Here is a 14,431-nt window from a genome sequence, read left to right on the forward strand (position 1 = left end):
GCTTGCCGCAGCGCGGCCGGCTACAGATCCGTTGCCGCGATCAGATAAAGTAGCGTGATGACAATCGAACTGAAGCCCGGCGGTTTGTTGATCGCCATCGAAGGCATCGACGGCGCCGGCAAGACCACTCTCGCCCGCAGCCTGGCAAGCGCACTGGAAGCTGCCGGCGCGCGAGTCGTGCTGAGCAAGGAGCCGACCAACGGCCCCTGGGGCACCCAGTTGCGCCAGTCCGCCGCTACCGGCCGCCTGCGTGCGCATGAAGAAGCCGAGCTGCTGATCCGCGACCGCCACGAACACGTGGACACCCTTATCGCACCCGCGCTGGCGCGCGGCGACATCGTGATCCTGGACCGCTACTTCCCGTCGATGGTGGCCTACCAGGGCGCCGCCGGCCTGCCACTGGACGAACTGCTGGAACGCAACGCCTTCGCGCCGCGCCCGGATGTCCTGCTGCTGCTCGACCTGCCGCCGCCCACCGGCCTGGCCCGCATCCGCGCCCGCGGCGACGCGCCCAACCATTTCGAAACCCAGGACAACCTGGAACGCTGCCGCACCATCTTTGCCGGGCTGGAATTGCCGGGCAAACATGTGCTGGATGCCAGCGCCGAGGCCGACAGCGTGCTGCGTCAAGCCCTCACCATCGTCGTGGCGGCACTGGCCCAACGGCTGAGCGGCGACGCCGCCCATTCCGATGCAGACCAGGCCGCCCTGGAACTGCTCTCGGCCGGTCGCCCGGCCTGAGTTGCTGCGCACGCTTACGCGCAGATCACACCAGACTGCGCGAATCGAATGGCGTTAGTGGGCTGCTTTTATGCAGCACAACGCACTCCATCGCCCTCACCCCGCAAACCGATACCGCCGCCGAAATTCCGACGGCGTGCACTCTACTTCCCGCCTGAAAAACTTGTTGAAATTGGTCGCTTCATCGAAGCCCAGCTTGTCGGCGATGGCCGCAACCGGCATCGCCGTATGCACCAGCAAGCGCTTGGCCTCCAGATTGATGCGTGCGGCAATGAAGGCCTTTGCGGTGATACCCATTGCCGCGTGCACTGCGCGCGCCAGGCTCTTTTCCGTGCACCCGAGCCGGTCGGCGTAGTCGGCTACCTGATGCCACTGTGCATAGCTGTCGTCGACCAGCTGCTGAAACCGGTGGAAACGTCGCAGCGCCGCAGACACCGCAACGTCCCGCGCCTGGCGACGGCCATGCAGGATGCTCAGGCGCGTCAGCAGCGCATGCAGCTGATGACGCAACAATGCATGGAGGTCCTCTTGCGGCGCCTGCAGCAGCGTGTCCTGGCGCATTTGCGCAATCACATCGTTCAGCCGTTGCAAATCATCGCCACCGAGCAGCACGTGATCAGGCAGTGAGCCCAGATCGAAGGCGAGCTTCAGATCGCCCGGCGTTGTCGCTGCCGGCAGCACGAACTCCTGGCGAAAGATCACGTTCCAACCATCCCAGTGGTCCTCGATGCCATAGCTGTGCGCCTGCCCGGGCCGCACGATCAATAGCGAGCCAGGCGTGCAGGCGATCGCCTTGAAGTCGACCAGCTGGGTACACTCGCCCTGGGTGACGCACAGCAAGGTGTGGAACCCATAGCGGTGCGTCGCCTGCACTTCTTCCCTTGTCGCACGGGTTCGCAAATCGGCAACCGTGAAGATTTCAAGGTCGAGGCGATAGGAATCGGACGGCTGATAGGCCAGATGCGGAATCTGCAATGTCGCCTGCGCCACCGAGGCACGCCTGTGTCCGGGCGTCTTCATGCGTGTGCACCCTTCGAAATATGTCCAAAAATGATCATTACCCGTCCACTCTGGACCGCTCGTGCGGGTCAATCAAGTCCAATAATCACCCCACACCAAACACGCCCCCGCCTTGCCGAGAAAAAGACGATGCGCAGCGACATCGAACAGATTACCCAAACCATTCTGGCCGTGGACAACGGCATCAACGAACGCTGGAACCGCGGCGATGTTGATGGCGCACTGGAGGTCTACAGCGACGATGTGTCGTATTTCGACCCATTGACCGAATTGCGCCTGGACGGGCACGCGGCGGTGGAGGCGTATTTCCGCAAGGTGTTCGAGGGCAAGCTCGCAATCCTGCGCAACGACTACCTCCAGCCGGTGGTGATGGTCAGCGATGGCGGCGACATGGCCGTGCTGCACTACAACTTGCGCAACATCGTGAGCGACGGCCACGGCGGCGAGAAGCCGGGCACGCCCTGGAATTCGACACAGGTCTTCCGCCTCATCGACGGGCGCTGGCGCGTGGTTCATGTCAACTGGTCGATCACGTTGCATCCGGGCGCCCTGCAAAGCCTGATGTCCTGACCGATTGCCGCAGATCGCATGACGTTCTCCCACCACAAATCGGCCAGCCGGGCATGCACGCCTGCTGACCTTCCACCTCAACCTTTCAATCAACCAAGGAAAACAGCATGAACACCATCGACATTGCCAAGTCCTACATCACCGCAGTCCAGACTGGCGACTACGCAACGCTGGGCAGCATCATCTCGCCCGATGTGATCTGGCACCAGCCGGGTAACCATCAATTTTCCGGCACACACCACGGCATGGCCGTCGTCGGGCCGATGCTGGGCAAGATGATGGAAGTGTCAAACGGCACCTTCGCCATCAGCCGTGCAGACGACTACATGGCCAGCGGCGACTGGGTGGCCATCACCCTGGAATTTTCAGGCCAGGCCAATGGCGTCACGCTCAAGCAACCGGGCGTGGATCTGCTGCGCATCGAAGACGGCAAGATTGTCGAAGTCCGGCTGTTCTCGGCCGATCAAATCCAGGAAGACGCGTTCTGGGGACGGTGAGCCACGCTGCAGCCTTATTCCAGGCGACATGGACGTTGCCAGGATGCAGAGAAAGACCTGCGTGGTGCCGGCACCCGGATTCGAACTGGGGACCTACCGCTTACAAGTCAGGCGTTACACGCCTTGCCATGATTTGTAATCGGGCGGTCTGCCGGCGGCTTACAAGAGGATAGCACTGCGACCTAATGGCTTTCGAGGGAGCGCACGGCGCGACTGAACACAGCACTGTGTGGTGCGAAACCGTGTTCTCGCCGTGGCCCCGCAGCCCACGGAGCCAACAGATGAAGTCGAAGATTACCCAAGCGCTTGTCGAGCGCACCCCCGCCGCCGAGCGCGGCAAGAGCATCCTGCACGCGGACACAGAGATGAGGGGGTTCTACCTCATCGTCACCGCCAACAAGCGCAGCTTCTACGTCCAGTCTCTCGTCAACGGACGGCAGGTCCGCACGAAGCTGGGCGACCACCCCGCGATGGACGCCAAGCAGGCACGCGACCTCGCGAGGCAGACACTGGTCGGCATGCGAGGCGGCACCAACCCCAACGAGGAGCGCCGCAAGGCCCGTGCTCGCGGCATCACTCTGCGAGGGGCGCTGGACCTGCACCTCAACTCGCGCCGCCTCGCCGACAAGACGCGGAGCGGCTACGAGTACCACATCAGCTACTACCTCAAGGACTGGCTCGAGCGGCCTCTGACCGAGATTGGCTCCGACCGACAAGGCGTGCGCGAACGCCACCGCAGGATTACCGAGAGGAGCGGCGCCACCTCGGGCGACAACGTCATGCGGGTGCTGCGCTCGGTCTACAACCGAGCCCTGCGGCAGTTCCCCGACCTGCCGCCAAACCCGGTGGGCAACGTGGACATGAACGGCATGCGGCGTCGCGAGGTGGACGCCAGCCCCGACAAGCTCAGGGCTTGGGGAAAGGCGGTGCTGTCGCTGGGAAACCCTGTTCGTCGCGACCTCCAACTGTTCATGCTGCTGTCGGGCATGCGCCGGACCGCATCCTGTGAGGCAATGCGCTCGGAGCTTCGCGACGGTCAACTGCATGTGCCAAACCCCAAGGGCGGCTCTTCCAAGAAGTTCGACCTGCCGCTGTCGTCAGCGCTCGCTGACCTGCTCGCCCACCGAGCGGCCAGCGCAGACGGCGTGAGGCGAAAGACGCCCTACCTGTTCCCAGCCGACTCGGCGTCGGGCCGCGTCGCCGAGGTGCAGCAGCACGAGTTGGGCGACCTCACCGGCCACGCGCTGCGGCACGCGTACGCATCGCTCGCTCTGCAGGCAGGCGTGCCGCTGCTAGAACTGCGGTTCCTGCTGAATCACAGCGCGTCGAGCGGCGGCGTCACGATGGGCTACCTGCACCCGTCGATCGACCACCTGCGCGAATACCAAGAAAGGGCATCGCGCTACATCCTCGACGCACTCGGCCTCGTGCACGAGCCGGGAACGTGGCCGCCGAAAACCGCAAGCGCGCGCGCTGGTGCGTTGTAAATAAACGTTCTCTGGAACTGTCGATAGGACGGCAGTTCCAGCATTCGGTTACATACGGCGCCGAAAAGTGTGCTTAGCATCCCTCACCAGCTGGTCACCGGATCAGTGACAACCAATAAGCTGGGATATTCAAACATGAGCAGCAACAAGACGGCCACCAACAACCGTACCCTCGACAAGTGCATGGCCTTGGTGCGGGAAATCGAGTGCGGCAGTGACATCCGCATCTTCGCCGCACGGAACCTCTTCAAAGACAATGAGCGGTACGACCAGAACAGCTTCTATGCGGCGTGCCGCGATGAGCTGGGAGGCCGTGCTACGGCGGACGGGCTGTGCGAGGCCTACCCCGACAGCAAGGATCCTCTGAAGGATGCTTACGACACCTACCTAACGCTCTTCAAGGTGTACGGCGTCAACTGGCCCGAGCTCGCGCTGGCTCACTACTTCGAGCAGGTGCGCAAGTGCCAAGATCCCGTAGCGGCCGCCGAGCACCTGTGGGAGAACGTCATGCGGAACTGGTACAAGGACTTGGTGCTGCGCGCTGCCCACGACCACGGCCACAACGTCATCGAAGAGATGCGATTCGAGCAGCGGGACAACGATCTCGCCTCCGACATGACAGCCCGGCGCATCGACCAAGCGGCGATGTCGCGCCACAGCGCGGCTGCATAACCATCTGATCCGCAGTCGGTGCGCGATCGCGCACAAGGCGATGAAAAGAAAGGGTCACCTTCGCGGCGGCCCTTTCTCGTACACGGCGGGAGAACGGCGTCAGCCGTCGGACGGCGCGGGCTCGACCACGCGCACGGTGGACAGCGCCTCAGCGGACTCCTCCTCGTCCATGTCGGCCGGGTGGCGCTTCTGACGCATCGGCACCTCGACGCCCTTCTTACGCATGTCGTTGGCGTACCACCGGACCGACTTGGCCGTCGCCGCTGCACCCTCGATCTGCGCGTTGACCATGTCGGCCACCAGCGCGTGCGGGAAGCCCGCGGGGTCCATCAGGATCGCGCGCGCAAGCGCGCCCACGCCGAGACCGCGCGGCTTCTTTTCGGTCGCTTCGGGCGTCTCGGTGGCCTCGGCCTTCGGCTCTGCGCGCCGCTCGGCCGCCTTGGGCCTCTCCGGCTGCCCGAACGAGGCCAGGTCGATGTTCTTGTCGGCCGCGATCTGCTCGATCCGGGCGACTAGCTTGGTCCGCGTCGCGAAGGTCTTGGGTCCTGCGGGCTTGTCGGCAATGCGGTTGTGCAGGGCCAGCAGTTTATTGGTGGGCATTTCTTCCAGCTTCATGGCTTTCTCCTACGTGTGGGTGGGCACGTAGGCATTAGGTCGCGCTTCCCTCAATCTGGGAGCCCCCTCTTGCTTCTGCCCAACGTTATCCCCAAGAAGTACATGCCACCGAATCAGGAGAAGGCAATGCGCGACAACGATGAATGTTTGGGCACAGCACGTGTGCTTCACGAAGTAAGTGAGTACGACAAGCTTGAATCCGAGTACGACGAACAAACAGCGATTTCAGTCACCACCAAGGCATTTCAGCGCAAGTTCCCTGAAATTACTAAGCGAGATGTTCGGGGGCTGGTGAAGTGCACGCGTGCACTTCTTACCGGCAAAGTAGACATTGCCGCGGAGCATCGACTTATTGAAAATTCTGCGGCCAAGGCTGCAGAGGATCTTTTGGCTAGTGCTAGCCAAGCTATCGAGGTCGAACAGGTGGATTGAAGCTAGAAGTAGAAAGGAGGGGATGTCCCTCGGACATCCCCTCCGAAACACGGCCGGGCCACCCGTTGCCCTCTGCGCACCTAACCAACCCGGCCGGGTTTGCTCTGTCAGCCCGAGCAGAGCGCGAGGTGCGCCTGGTGGTAGCCAAGTCGGTCGGCCTGGCGCTTCGTGGCGCGGTCCACGTACAGGTCCAGCGCGCGGCAGTACGGCATCCCCGCAAGGCGCGCCGCGTCGTCGAAGTTGTCGGAGTAAGGGCGGACGCCCGCGGCCTCGGCCCGCTCGGCCAGGGAAGCGAGGAGGTCGTGGCCCGTGCGCAGGGCGGTGACCATGCCAGCGATTGCGATCGCCACCGGGTGGTCGGCCGCGTAGTGGGCCTGCTTATTCATCGCCGCCCCCGATCAGTTCGTGGTCGATGTCTTGCTCGCGCATCGCGAGCTGGATCGAGCTGATGGGGTTGGCCTTGCCGGCGTTCCAGGCGCGGATGTTGATCAGGATGCCCTGGAGGCGCGCGTCGCCCAGCTTCACGTACTCCTGGACCTTGAGGAAGTCGTTCATGCGCATGGCGGTGGCCAGCTCGACGGGGCTGACCGGGCGGTCCTTGGACGGCATGAGGTCAATCAGGGACAGCACGGCCGAGGCCAGGGCGACGTTCTTGGTGCCGACGGCGACCTGGGCCATGTGGCCGAGCTCGGCGGGGCCAGCGTGCTGGAGCTGCTGGAGGTACTCGGTGCGCTTCGGGTCACCCAGGGCCGCGCGGGCCAGGACCTTCGCCGGGGAGTCGTAGAACGGCTTCTGCGCGATGAGCTGCGCGTGCGGGTCGCCCGCCTCCTTAAGCAGCGCGTCCATCTCGGCCTTGGATTTGTCGCGGATCTCGCGAAAGGCCGCCAGGGTCTCATGCTGAGCGAAGCGCGCTAGCTCGCCGGAGCCGACGCCCGGAGCACTCTTCCAGCGCAAGGCGATCTCGGTCTTCCTGGCTGCGACGCTCTTATTGAGGCGCTCGATGGCCTTGAGGACGCGGGAGTGCAGCAGATCCAAGGTCGAGGCAAGCTCGCCGATCTGCTGGGTGCTGAGGAGGGGGGTGTCGCTGAGGGTTATCTTCATTGCTCATGTGCTCCGGTGGGTTGTCCTCCGGTCGCCTGTCACGAGCGCGTCCCCAGCCGCGGGTGGTCTGCGCGCCAATGCGCTGACCGGATGCGTTCAATGTGTCGAGGAGCGTGGGCGACGAACGCCATCGTTCTCCGACCGTGTTTCCTTCGATGCTGCCGCCGTCGTAGCGGCTTGCGGTTCATGGGCTTGGCGTTGCAGCGCTACCCGATCCATTGTCGGAAAGCTAAAAATGTCGCGGTATTTGCGACGCGCCCATGGTTTCATGCAAAAAGCATCGAACCGATGTGCGAAGGGGGGGCACCACTCATGGCCAATAATCTGATTGTTTCTTACGACCTGCACAGTCCCGGCCAGGACTACACGAAGGTTACTGATGCGATCAAAGCCCTAGGTTCGTGGGCAAAAGTCCATAAGTCGGTCTGGTACGTCAATTCGAGCTACACGGCCTCACAGGCGGTCGAGAAAGTCTGGGCAACGATGGATCGCAACGATTCCCTCTTCGTGGTCGATGCCACCAACAACGGTGCGGCTTGGCAGAATCTGAGCGATGAGGTCTCGAATCACATGAAGGATCAGTGGTTCAAGTAAGAGGGCGTTGGCCAACCACTGCGGCTAGTGCCCGCGGTTGACGCCGCCATACACACGGGCGTCTTCGTACTCGTCAGACATCGCCTGCCACGTCGCCGCGTCGAGGCGAGGCACCGGCCCGACGCAGGTCATCTGGCTGCGCCGGGCGAGTGCGTCGCGCCCGCCCATCATCGCAAGGGCCTCGGGGGCCGTCTGCTGGATCTCCCGCAGCGACACGTCGATCTGCTCGGCCTTGGCGAGCGCCTCGGCGACCGAGAACTTCTCACTCATCGTCTGGTTCCTCCTGCGGTCGCGCCGCGTTGTACTTGGAAAGCAGCGCCACTAGCTGCGCGCGCTCGTCGGTTGGCATCTGGAGTAGCGCGTCGGCGGACAGGCCGGTGTCCTCGACCTTGACCCGCAGCCTGTCCGCCATCTGCTCGCCGTAGCGGAACTTGAGCAGCACCTCCAGGAGCCTGTCACTGTGCTTCCTGACGGTGAGCGGCCTATCCTCGCCGGTCATCGGGTCGGGGATAGTGGCAAGTCGCCCCTGGTGGATCACGGGCTCGTCGTAGCCGAGCGCGGCGCGCCTGTACGCCTCGTCGAGCAGCGAGTCGAGCGCCACCTCGATCGCTTTCTCCCACCGGGTGCGGAACTCGACGTCGTTGGCCTTGTGGTAGAAGGCCGTCTGCCTGCTGATACCCGCCGCTGCCGCGGCCTGCTTGGGCGAGCACGTGTCCTCCAGCACCTGGAAGAACAGTTCGCGCCGCTCGGACGTGAAGGTGTTCGGGATGGACAGCACGGGTCGTCTCCGGGGTGATAAGTGGCTTGCGGCGTGATCGTGTCGTGCTTACGCGCGCGGGCACGCCATCGTTCAAGCAGTCGAATCAGCGACTTGGATCCCTCGGAACATCCGATGCACGATCGGAGGGCGCGGTCGCCCAGGGTAACGGGGGCGATGATCCTCGCGCGCGAGGGACACGGCGCTCACAGTCGGAAGGATGATCCGCAGCGTTTCCCCGCATCGGTCGCCACGCCCGCCGCGCTCGGCCAGGCTCAGTCCACACCGACTCCCGCACTCGACACGCAGCACGACTTTCTCAAGGGCAACTCGGAAGCCGTGCGTAAAGCTGTTCGTTGTTTTTCTTTGTTTTACTTAGCTTTATTGATCTATGAACAACTTGAACAACATGCACAGCATATTTCTCACCGACGACGAATCGATCATCTCCCTGCCACTGTCCGGGTCGTCGGTGGGGTCTGCGCGGCGCCGAAAATCCTTAAACGATTTCGGCGCCTAAAAAAACTCGTTCAGGCTGTTCGCCGAGCCTTAAGCGCATGATCCGAAAAGCAAAAAGAGCAAAAGGAACCCGTGCGACACGTCACGCGTCGCACGGCCTCGATGTTGTTCTCCCTCAGCCCCAGAGTTGCTTCTGGCTCATCCCTGCGATCGCTGCGAACTTGTCACGGGCCTGGTCGAGAGGGGGCACCACGTACACGCGCCTATCCTTGCGGGCGCCGCTCCTGATCTGTCGCCCGGTCACACCCACCTTGGAGAGCAGTACCTTCGCCAAGCCGGGGAACGGCCTAGGGTGCCTGGTACGGCTGCGGGCGAAGGTCAGGTAGCTCTCGTACAGGTCAGACTTGTCGAGCTCGACCTCGCCGGCCTGCCAGTCCCTTTCCTCGTCGTAGCCTGGCAGCTCGCCGTCGTAGAGCAGCGAGTGCCACCAGGAGAACTCGACGTCCATGCCGCGCAGCTTCTGCTCGGCCAGTGCGCCGTTCTGCGGGATGTCCTTGCGCGGGTGCCATCCCTCGATGTCGCGCGCGAGCATGTCGTGCAGGAATGCGGCGCGCCCCCCGTCGTTGAGCTGACGATTCAGCGCGTCGAAGAACGCGTGGTCGTCCTTGCGGGAGTCGTTTACCTCGAACACCGCGAAGCGCCGCTCCCCATCTAACCCTGCGGGGACCACCCAGTCGGAATTGGATGCCATGACGATGTGGATCAGGTTCTTACCCATCACGGCGTCCCGGCCCTTGCCCTCGTATGCGACCGTCGGCTCCGTCACGAGCGCCTTCAGCTTCGCCTCGCCTGACTTGTCGCCCGCCCAGAACGCCTCGTCGGCGAACAGGCAGATGCAGTTCTGGAGGTGCGAGTTGAAGCGGCCCGTAATGTGCTCCGGCGAGCTAATGTGCAAGCCCTGCGCCCCGGCAATGTGCTGGAGGATGCGCCCCAGCGTGCCCTTGCCCGTGCCCTTCGCACCCTTGAACGCGATCGCCACTTCCGCAGGCTGGGACGGTCGCTGGAACATCGCAGCTATCCAGTTCAGCACGTATCGATAGCCCTGCGGGTCGCCGTCGGTCAGCACCTCGCGGATGAGCCGGTCCAGCAGCGACCAGTCGCCCGGCGCCGGATCGACGGCCCAGCCGCGCCATAGGTTAAGCCAGCCGGCGTGGTCGCTCGACGGGTCGAAGGTGACGCCCTTGTACTGGCGACGCTGCGGGTGCTTCAGCCAGAACTGTGCCCGTGTCGTCGGCCTGTCGTTGAGCTGTTCGACGAAGCTGTTGCAGTAGAGGTTCTGGAAGTCCTCCTTGGTGGAGCGTTGGTAGAAGTGCCTTCTGAGTACCGGGTCGAACTCCTCGGTGAAGACGCGGAACTTGCCGTTCTCCATCACGACGCAGTGCTGGGAGTTCATGTCGTCCAGGGTCGCCTCCTTGCCCTCGGGCTTCGGGGGCTGGCGCAGCGTCGCGTCGTCCACGCCGCGGCCGAGCTCGGCTGGGTTCTCGTAGGCTTCGAAATCATCCTCAGGCGCGACGTGCGGGACGCCGGCCCCGTGCTTGGTGAGCACCTGGTGGAGGTGGCGCACCGTGGTCGGCCTGCCTCCCTGGCCGGTGCGAGAAGCAAGCGAATCCCAGCGGTAGCCGATGCTCTCCGCGTGGTCGTCGTACCCTGCGGCCTGCGTGCTCCAAGCAATGAACTCCTCGCGCGCCGCGCCCCCGGTTGAATGGTGACAAGCGCACATGAGTTGGAACCATTCGTCGTGTGCGCCCTCGCCGTATTCGTCTGGTGGCAGCTCGGCCAATGCGGCGGCGAGCTGCTCGGGCGCAATCTCCCCCCACCGATCTGCGTCACCGGTTCCGGCAGGCATTGCGATTTGGCGAACGCGCAGCAGTTCAAGCAGCGCGGCCGGGGCGTCGGGCGTCTCGTCGGGACCGAGCATCCAGAAGTCGGACTCGTACCTGCGCCCGGTCTCGGGGTGCACCGAGCCGGGGGCGACGACCTGCCCGCCCTGCTTCTTGAAGTCGATGCCGGGGTACTGCGGCAGCCGGCCGACCGTGGCGAGCCCCTCCGGCTTGCGCAGGTAGTAGTGGTGTCCCCCACCGCCCGTGGCGACGTGCGGGCAGCGATCCAAGTCCAGGCCGGCGTCTGCGACCAGTGCGCGGAGCGAGGCTTCGCCCCCGTTGCGCGGGTCTACGTCTACGACTAGATCGGTCGCACCGAGGCGCACGCCCAGATTCCCCCCGCGTGCGCGCGCCTCTGCGACCACGGCGGCGGGGTCGTATCGGCGATTCGGCCAGTCCCTGTCCCTTGGCGCCTTGCTGCCAGCCCTCAGGGGGATCACGTCGTGCCCGGCGCGGGCCAAGAATTCGGCGTCATCAAACGATGGCGTATCGGCGAGGCGCCGGACGGCATCATTGATCCCGTGAGCTTCGGCAGGCTCCGTCTCCTGGTTGGTCACCTCGCGCCCACGGTCTCGTACGCCGTGGGCGCTCTCTTTTGCGGCCATCGGTCAGCCCTCCGACTTCAGGCGGAGGCTGGCGGCGCGTCGGCGGCCGGCGAGCGCGGCCTGGGCGGCGCGCTGGACGCCGTCCCCCATCGCCTGGCCGCTGGCGTACTCGCGCAGGTCGCCCACGCGGTAGCGGATCAGCTTCGGGCCGACGCGGGAGAACTTGGGGCCGACGCCCTGGCACCTGTACCAAGCGAGCGTCGTGTACTTGAGGCGCAGGAACTGCGCGGCCTCGTCGGCGGTTAGCAGCGCCTCGTCGGGCAGCGAGTGCAGCTCCGCTAGCAGGTTCGTTTCCATCTCTCTTGACTCCGGGCAGGCTCCCGGCGCGGCGACGTGCCGCGTCGGGACTGCCTGCTGTGCGTCGCAGAGATGGACCCGTTATTCCCCTCAGTCGGCGGGGCGGGCCTCGGCTGTTTGGGCCACCGAAAGCCTGGCGGCGTCGGCGGTTGGTGGCGCCGACACGACACATGATGCGACAAGCCGGCGCGCGAATATGCCAACGTTCGTGCGGTCGCTCCGGTGAGTCCAGGAGGTCCGGCTAGGTACGGGCGGCTCAGCGCCGAGGCCAATGCGCCCGGACGCGGCACGGGCCAATCCGGGGATCGTGGTGGTACACAAACTGATTACGAAGCCCTGCGGTGATCTGACAGCCCCGCAACATCCGCATTCATCGACTTGTGTGACTCCGCAGGGGCGGTTAGCCTCACTGCATGAACGCAAATGCTCAGAATGACGAGGGATTGGATCCCACTGAAAAGAAGTTCCTCTGCGCAATCCGTCACCATCTCGCGGGATGGCGGAGCAAGATCAAAAAGGACTTTGGGAAAGAAGCTTACGATGAGGAACTCTTGAAGCTGGCTGGCGACCCGGTCTATTCAAAATTCGCTTTCGACTGCCCTGAATATGTACTCGTCCGCTTGATGGGGCGCATGAGCATCAGTGTGGGTCGGCGACTCGGTGAAATTTACGACAAAATCCCCCGGTTCGTGGCGTCTGCGCGCTTTGATGTCGCGCCTGAAAATGTCGCCGAGAAGTTCAACGGACTGGAACTTGACATCGGCCTTCGATATGAGCTTCTTTCCGACCAAGATAAGGCCCATTTGTCCGCCGTGCTGGCTAAATATGGTGCCGACGGCTCTGAGACTGGTGTAGGGATTGAGATAAGGTACAACTTCAATCCCAATGACAGCGCCCGACTCCGCAAAGACGTGGATATGGCGGGGTACGTGCAAGCCGAGGGCCTATTTCCTCTTTACCTCATCTACTCCGCAATCAGCCCGCGCGACGAAGCGATCGCGCGGCTAACTAGAGCTGGGTGGCACTTTCTTCAAGGCGAGGGAGCTTCTGACTTCACCACTCAACTCTTCGGTGCGGATTTCCTAGGCATCCTCGAACGACCAGAGGTGCGAGACAGAGTGCACGTAGAGGTGCGCGAACTCATGGCTAGCATCTTCACTTCGCACGCATTCGCGCAGGTTGCTCGTGAACAACCTGCAGTCGAGATTATTTCTTAGCGTAGACGATCGACTCGAAGAGATTTTTGCCGCTGTGGCGCCGGCGGAATCGGTGTACGTCAAACGTGCGGTAGCCAAGGCCCATGCGATCGACAATTTCACCTAGCATCACGTCAGTTTCGACGTAGATGCCTTTTATCCATGAGTTTCCAACTACATACGCGAGGCGAGCGTCCTTCGTAAGGATTGGCTCCATCTCTTCAATTTGCGCGGAAAGGCGATTGAAGTAGTGCATCACGTAGTTGGCCATTAGATTGTCTTGCGCCCTTATTGCCTCAGCCACGGGGCCTACAACGGCTGCAATCGCGGCATTCCTCGGCGCGAAGATTCCCTTGGACAGCTCTGAGGTCGCAGTGCCCCAAGTGCCGCCAATGGTTCTCTTATCAAGGTCCGACGCTTCCTTCGCGGTTTGCATCAAGCCCAACATAAAAAGATGAGGCCTCGTATTCCATACGTAGCTGTACCGATTCGGGTATGGCGGTGACGTAATTACCGCTGATACGCGTCGATCCAACTGTAGGTTAGACAGGTCAGTGCTGTTCTGGTGATAACAGCGGGCGCTTCCGCGCAAATGGGCTCCAGATGCACGTAGTTCGTCGAGATCTTCAGCGATCCGGCCAACATGGCTGCTGAAAATTGCCCAAACATCAATGTCATGATTGCTTCGGTCAATAAAATGCAACTGCAATCGTCCGAGCGTGACATTGGTAAGGTCTGGCACGAGAACTCCTGCCAGAGCAAGCAGGAGGAGGCGCTTTAAATGAGAGTCTTCTGTCGCGAAAATGGCGCGCCGTAAAAAGAGGAGCTGAACGAGCACATCGGGTCGCCACCAACGGGTTGGATTATGTATTGGCGGAATCGAGAGCCCGTGTACCTCGAGGTCGTCGAGCGAAACTCCGTCCGCTCCTGCGAACGCAGCACTGAGACGTGGCAGCTCATTGCGCAGCCGCTCAGGAGCCACCCCCCATTCGAGACTGGCTTCATTAACGAAGTGAAGCAGCGGATTGATTTCGAAGCCAACAGCGTCTCGACCCTCAAGCTTTGCCTCAATGAGAGTCGTGCCGGCACCTGCGAAAGGATCTAAAACGGTCTCACTGTCACAAACTTCTAGACGCTCCATCATCGCCTGAACCAACTCCGGCCCGAAGCTGGGCGTGAGCCTGAACCAGCGATGCACCTGGTTCGCGAGACCGTTTAGGAAAGTTGACTTGGAGACGTGAATGGCGTCGTAGCTTACAAGGCTGGAAACAGCCGCTGCTTCCCTCTCTTCAGCTTGAAATTCCAATGTCAAATTCTCATTCATTCTGTTTCCGGCCTCAGTACATTTTGCAGAGTAGATGTTGCTGTCGTCTCAAACTTAGAGACAGTGGAAACCATATCGCGACGCCACGAGTTAGTAAGCAATACAAGCTAAAAAGGGCAGCCAT

At 62.6% G+C, this 14,431-nt stretch carries 18 protein-coding genes; 9 read left to right on the top strand and 9 right to left on the bottom strand.

Going from position 1 to position 14,431, the window contains the following annotated elements; all coding sequences use genetic code 11:
- Positions 1-57 precede the first annotated feature (57 nt).
- A complete protein-coding gene (gene tmk / locus M3O59_RS19380; protein WP_116904858.1) occupies positions 58-741 on the top strand; it encodes a dTMP kinase in 684 nt (227 codons plus the stop codon).
- Positions 742-837: 96 nt separating this feature from the next.
- Here tmk and M3O59_RS19385 read toward each other — a convergent pair whose 3' ends face one another.
- Entirely contained in the window at positions 838-1,761 is a 924-nt protein-coding gene (locus M3O59_RS19385) for an AraC family transcriptional regulator (protein WP_116904857.1), read from the bottom strand.
- Positions 1,762-1,890: 129 nt separating this feature from the next.
- Between M3O59_RS19385 and M3O59_RS19390 the strand changes: the two genes are divergently transcribed.
- From M3O59_RS19390 to M3O59_RS19405, 4 genes are all read left to right on the top strand, one after another.
- Positions 1,891-2,331: a YybH family protein gene (locus M3O59_RS19390; RefSeq protein ID WP_064629109.1), complete on the top strand. Its 441-nt coding sequence runs from the start codon at positions 1,891-1,893 to the stop codon at positions 2,329-2,331.
- A gap of 107 nt (positions 2,332-2,438) precedes the next feature.
- The gene (locus tag M3O59_RS19395) at positions 2,439-2,828 is read left to right on the top strand and encodes a nuclear transport factor 2 family protein (RefSeq protein WP_064629106.1); all 390 of its coding nucleotides are present in this window, start codon (positions 2,439-2,441) and stop codon (positions 2,826-2,828) included.
- Between the two features lie 281 nt (positions 2,829-3,109).
- A complete protein-coding gene (locus tag M3O59_RS19400) occupies positions 3,110-4,315 on the top strand; it encodes an integrase family protein (protein WP_116904879.1) in 1,206 nt (401 codons plus the stop codon).
- A gap of 135 nt (positions 4,316-4,450) precedes the next feature.
- Positions 4,451-4,987: a hypothetical protein gene (locus M3O59_RS19405; protein ID WP_116904856.1), complete on the top strand. Its 537-nt coding sequence runs from the start codon at positions 4,451-4,453 to the stop codon at positions 4,985-4,987.
- A 99-nt stretch (positions 4,988-5,086) separates the two neighbouring features.
- On the opposite strand, the gene M3O59_RS19410 is transcribed toward M3O59_RS19405, so the two are convergent.
- Positions 5,087-5,602, bottom strand: coding sequence for a hypothetical protein (locus M3O59_RS19410; RefSeq protein ID WP_116904855.1), 516 nt, complete (start codon positions 5,600-5,602; stop codon positions 5,087-5,089).
- Between the two features lie 126 nt (positions 5,603-5,728).
- Here M3O59_RS19410 and M3O59_RS19415 point away from each other — a divergent pair, with 126 nt between their 5' ends.
- The gene (locus M3O59_RS19415; protein WP_147308424.1) at positions 5,729-6,034 is read left to right on the top strand and encodes a hypothetical protein; all 306 of its coding nucleotides are present in this window, start codon (positions 5,729-5,731) and stop codon (positions 6,032-6,034) included.
- Between the two features lie 107 nt (positions 6,035-6,141).
- Here M3O59_RS19415 and M3O59_RS19420 read toward each other — a convergent pair whose 3' ends face one another.
- Positions 6,142-6,420 (bottom strand): hypothetical protein, encoded by a 279-nt coding sequence (locus M3O59_RS19420; RefSeq protein WP_116904853.1) that lies wholly within the window; start codon positions 6,418-6,420, stop codon positions 6,142-6,144.
- Positions 6,413-7,135 carry a hypothetical protein gene (locus tag M3O59_RS19425; protein ID WP_116904852.1) on the bottom strand — a complete coding sequence of 241 codons (723 nt, stop codon included), beginning with the start codon at positions 7,133-7,135 and terminating at the stop codon, positions 6,413-6,415. The genes M3O59_RS19420 and M3O59_RS19425 overlap by 8 nt, the downstream gene beginning before the upstream one ends.
- Before the next feature lie 186 nt (positions 7,136-7,321).
- Here M3O59_RS19425 and M3O59_RS19430 point away from each other — a divergent pair, with 186 nt between their 5' ends.
- Positions 7,322-7,729: a hypothetical protein gene (locus M3O59_RS19430; RefSeq protein ID WP_220375923.1), complete on the top strand. Its 408-nt coding sequence runs from the start codon at positions 7,322-7,324 to the stop codon at positions 7,727-7,729.
- A 24-nt stretch (positions 7,730-7,753) separates the two neighbouring features.
- On the opposite strand, the gene M3O59_RS19435 is transcribed toward M3O59_RS19430, so the two are convergent.
- Together M3O59_RS19435 and M3O59_RS19440 are read right to left on the bottom strand one after the other, a co-directional pair.
- On the bottom strand, positions 7,754-7,999 hold the full coding sequence (locus M3O59_RS19435; RefSeq protein ID WP_116904851.1) for a hypothetical protein: 246 nt from the start codon (positions 7,997-7,999) through the stop codon (positions 7,754-7,756).
- Complete coding sequence (locus tag M3O59_RS19440) at positions 7,992-8,507, bottom strand: hypothetical protein (protein ID WP_116904850.1); 516 nt, start codon at positions 8,505-8,507, stop codon at positions 7,992-7,994. Before M3O59_RS19440 ends, M3O59_RS19435 begins: the two co-directional genes overlap by 8 nt.
- A gap of 156 nt (positions 8,508-8,663) precedes the next feature.
- On the opposite strand from M3O59_RS19440, the gene M3O59_RS19445 reads away from it, so the two are divergent.
- Complete coding sequence (locus tag M3O59_RS19445; RefSeq protein ID WP_147308423.1) at positions 8,664-9,047, top strand: hypothetical protein; 384 nt, start codon at positions 8,664-8,666, stop codon at positions 9,045-9,047.
- A 73-nt stretch (positions 9,048-9,120) separates the two neighbouring features.
- Here M3O59_RS19445 and M3O59_RS19450 read toward each other — a convergent pair whose 3' ends face one another.
- Both M3O59_RS19450 and M3O59_RS19455 read right to left on the bottom strand, forming a co-directional pair.
- Positions 9,121-11,490 (bottom strand): bifunctional DNA primase/polymerase, encoded by a 2,370-nt coding sequence (locus M3O59_RS19450; protein ID WP_116904849.1) that lies wholly within the window; start codon positions 11,488-11,490, stop codon positions 9,121-9,123.
- A 3-nt stretch (positions 11,491-11,493) separates the two neighbouring features.
- Positions 11,494-11,787, bottom strand: a complete 294-nt coding sequence (locus M3O59_RS19455) for a helix-turn-helix transcriptional regulator (protein WP_116904848.1) — start codon at positions 11,785-11,787, stop codon at positions 11,494-11,496.
- 413 nt (positions 11,788-12,200) lie between these two features.
- Between M3O59_RS19455 and M3O59_RS19460 the strand changes: the two genes are divergently transcribed.
- Complete coding sequence (locus M3O59_RS19460) at positions 12,201-13,004, top strand: hypothetical protein (protein WP_116904847.1); 804 nt, start codon at positions 12,201-12,203, stop codon at positions 13,002-13,004.
- Here the strand turns inward: M3O59_RS19460 and M3O59_RS19465 are convergent.
- Positions 12,994-14,307, bottom strand: a complete 1,314-nt coding sequence (locus M3O59_RS19465; protein ID WP_116904846.1) for a DNA methyltransferase — start codon at positions 14,305-14,307, stop codon at positions 12,994-12,996. The genes M3O59_RS19460 and M3O59_RS19465 overlap by 11 nt on opposite strands.
- Between the last annotated feature and the right edge of the window lie 124 nt (positions 14,308-14,431).

Origin of the sequence: Xanthomonas nasturtii (assembly GCF_023337365.3) — a bacterium.
Lineage (GTDB): Bacteria > Pseudomonadota > Gammaproteobacteria > Xanthomonadales > Xanthomonadaceae > Xanthomonas > Xanthomonas nasturtii.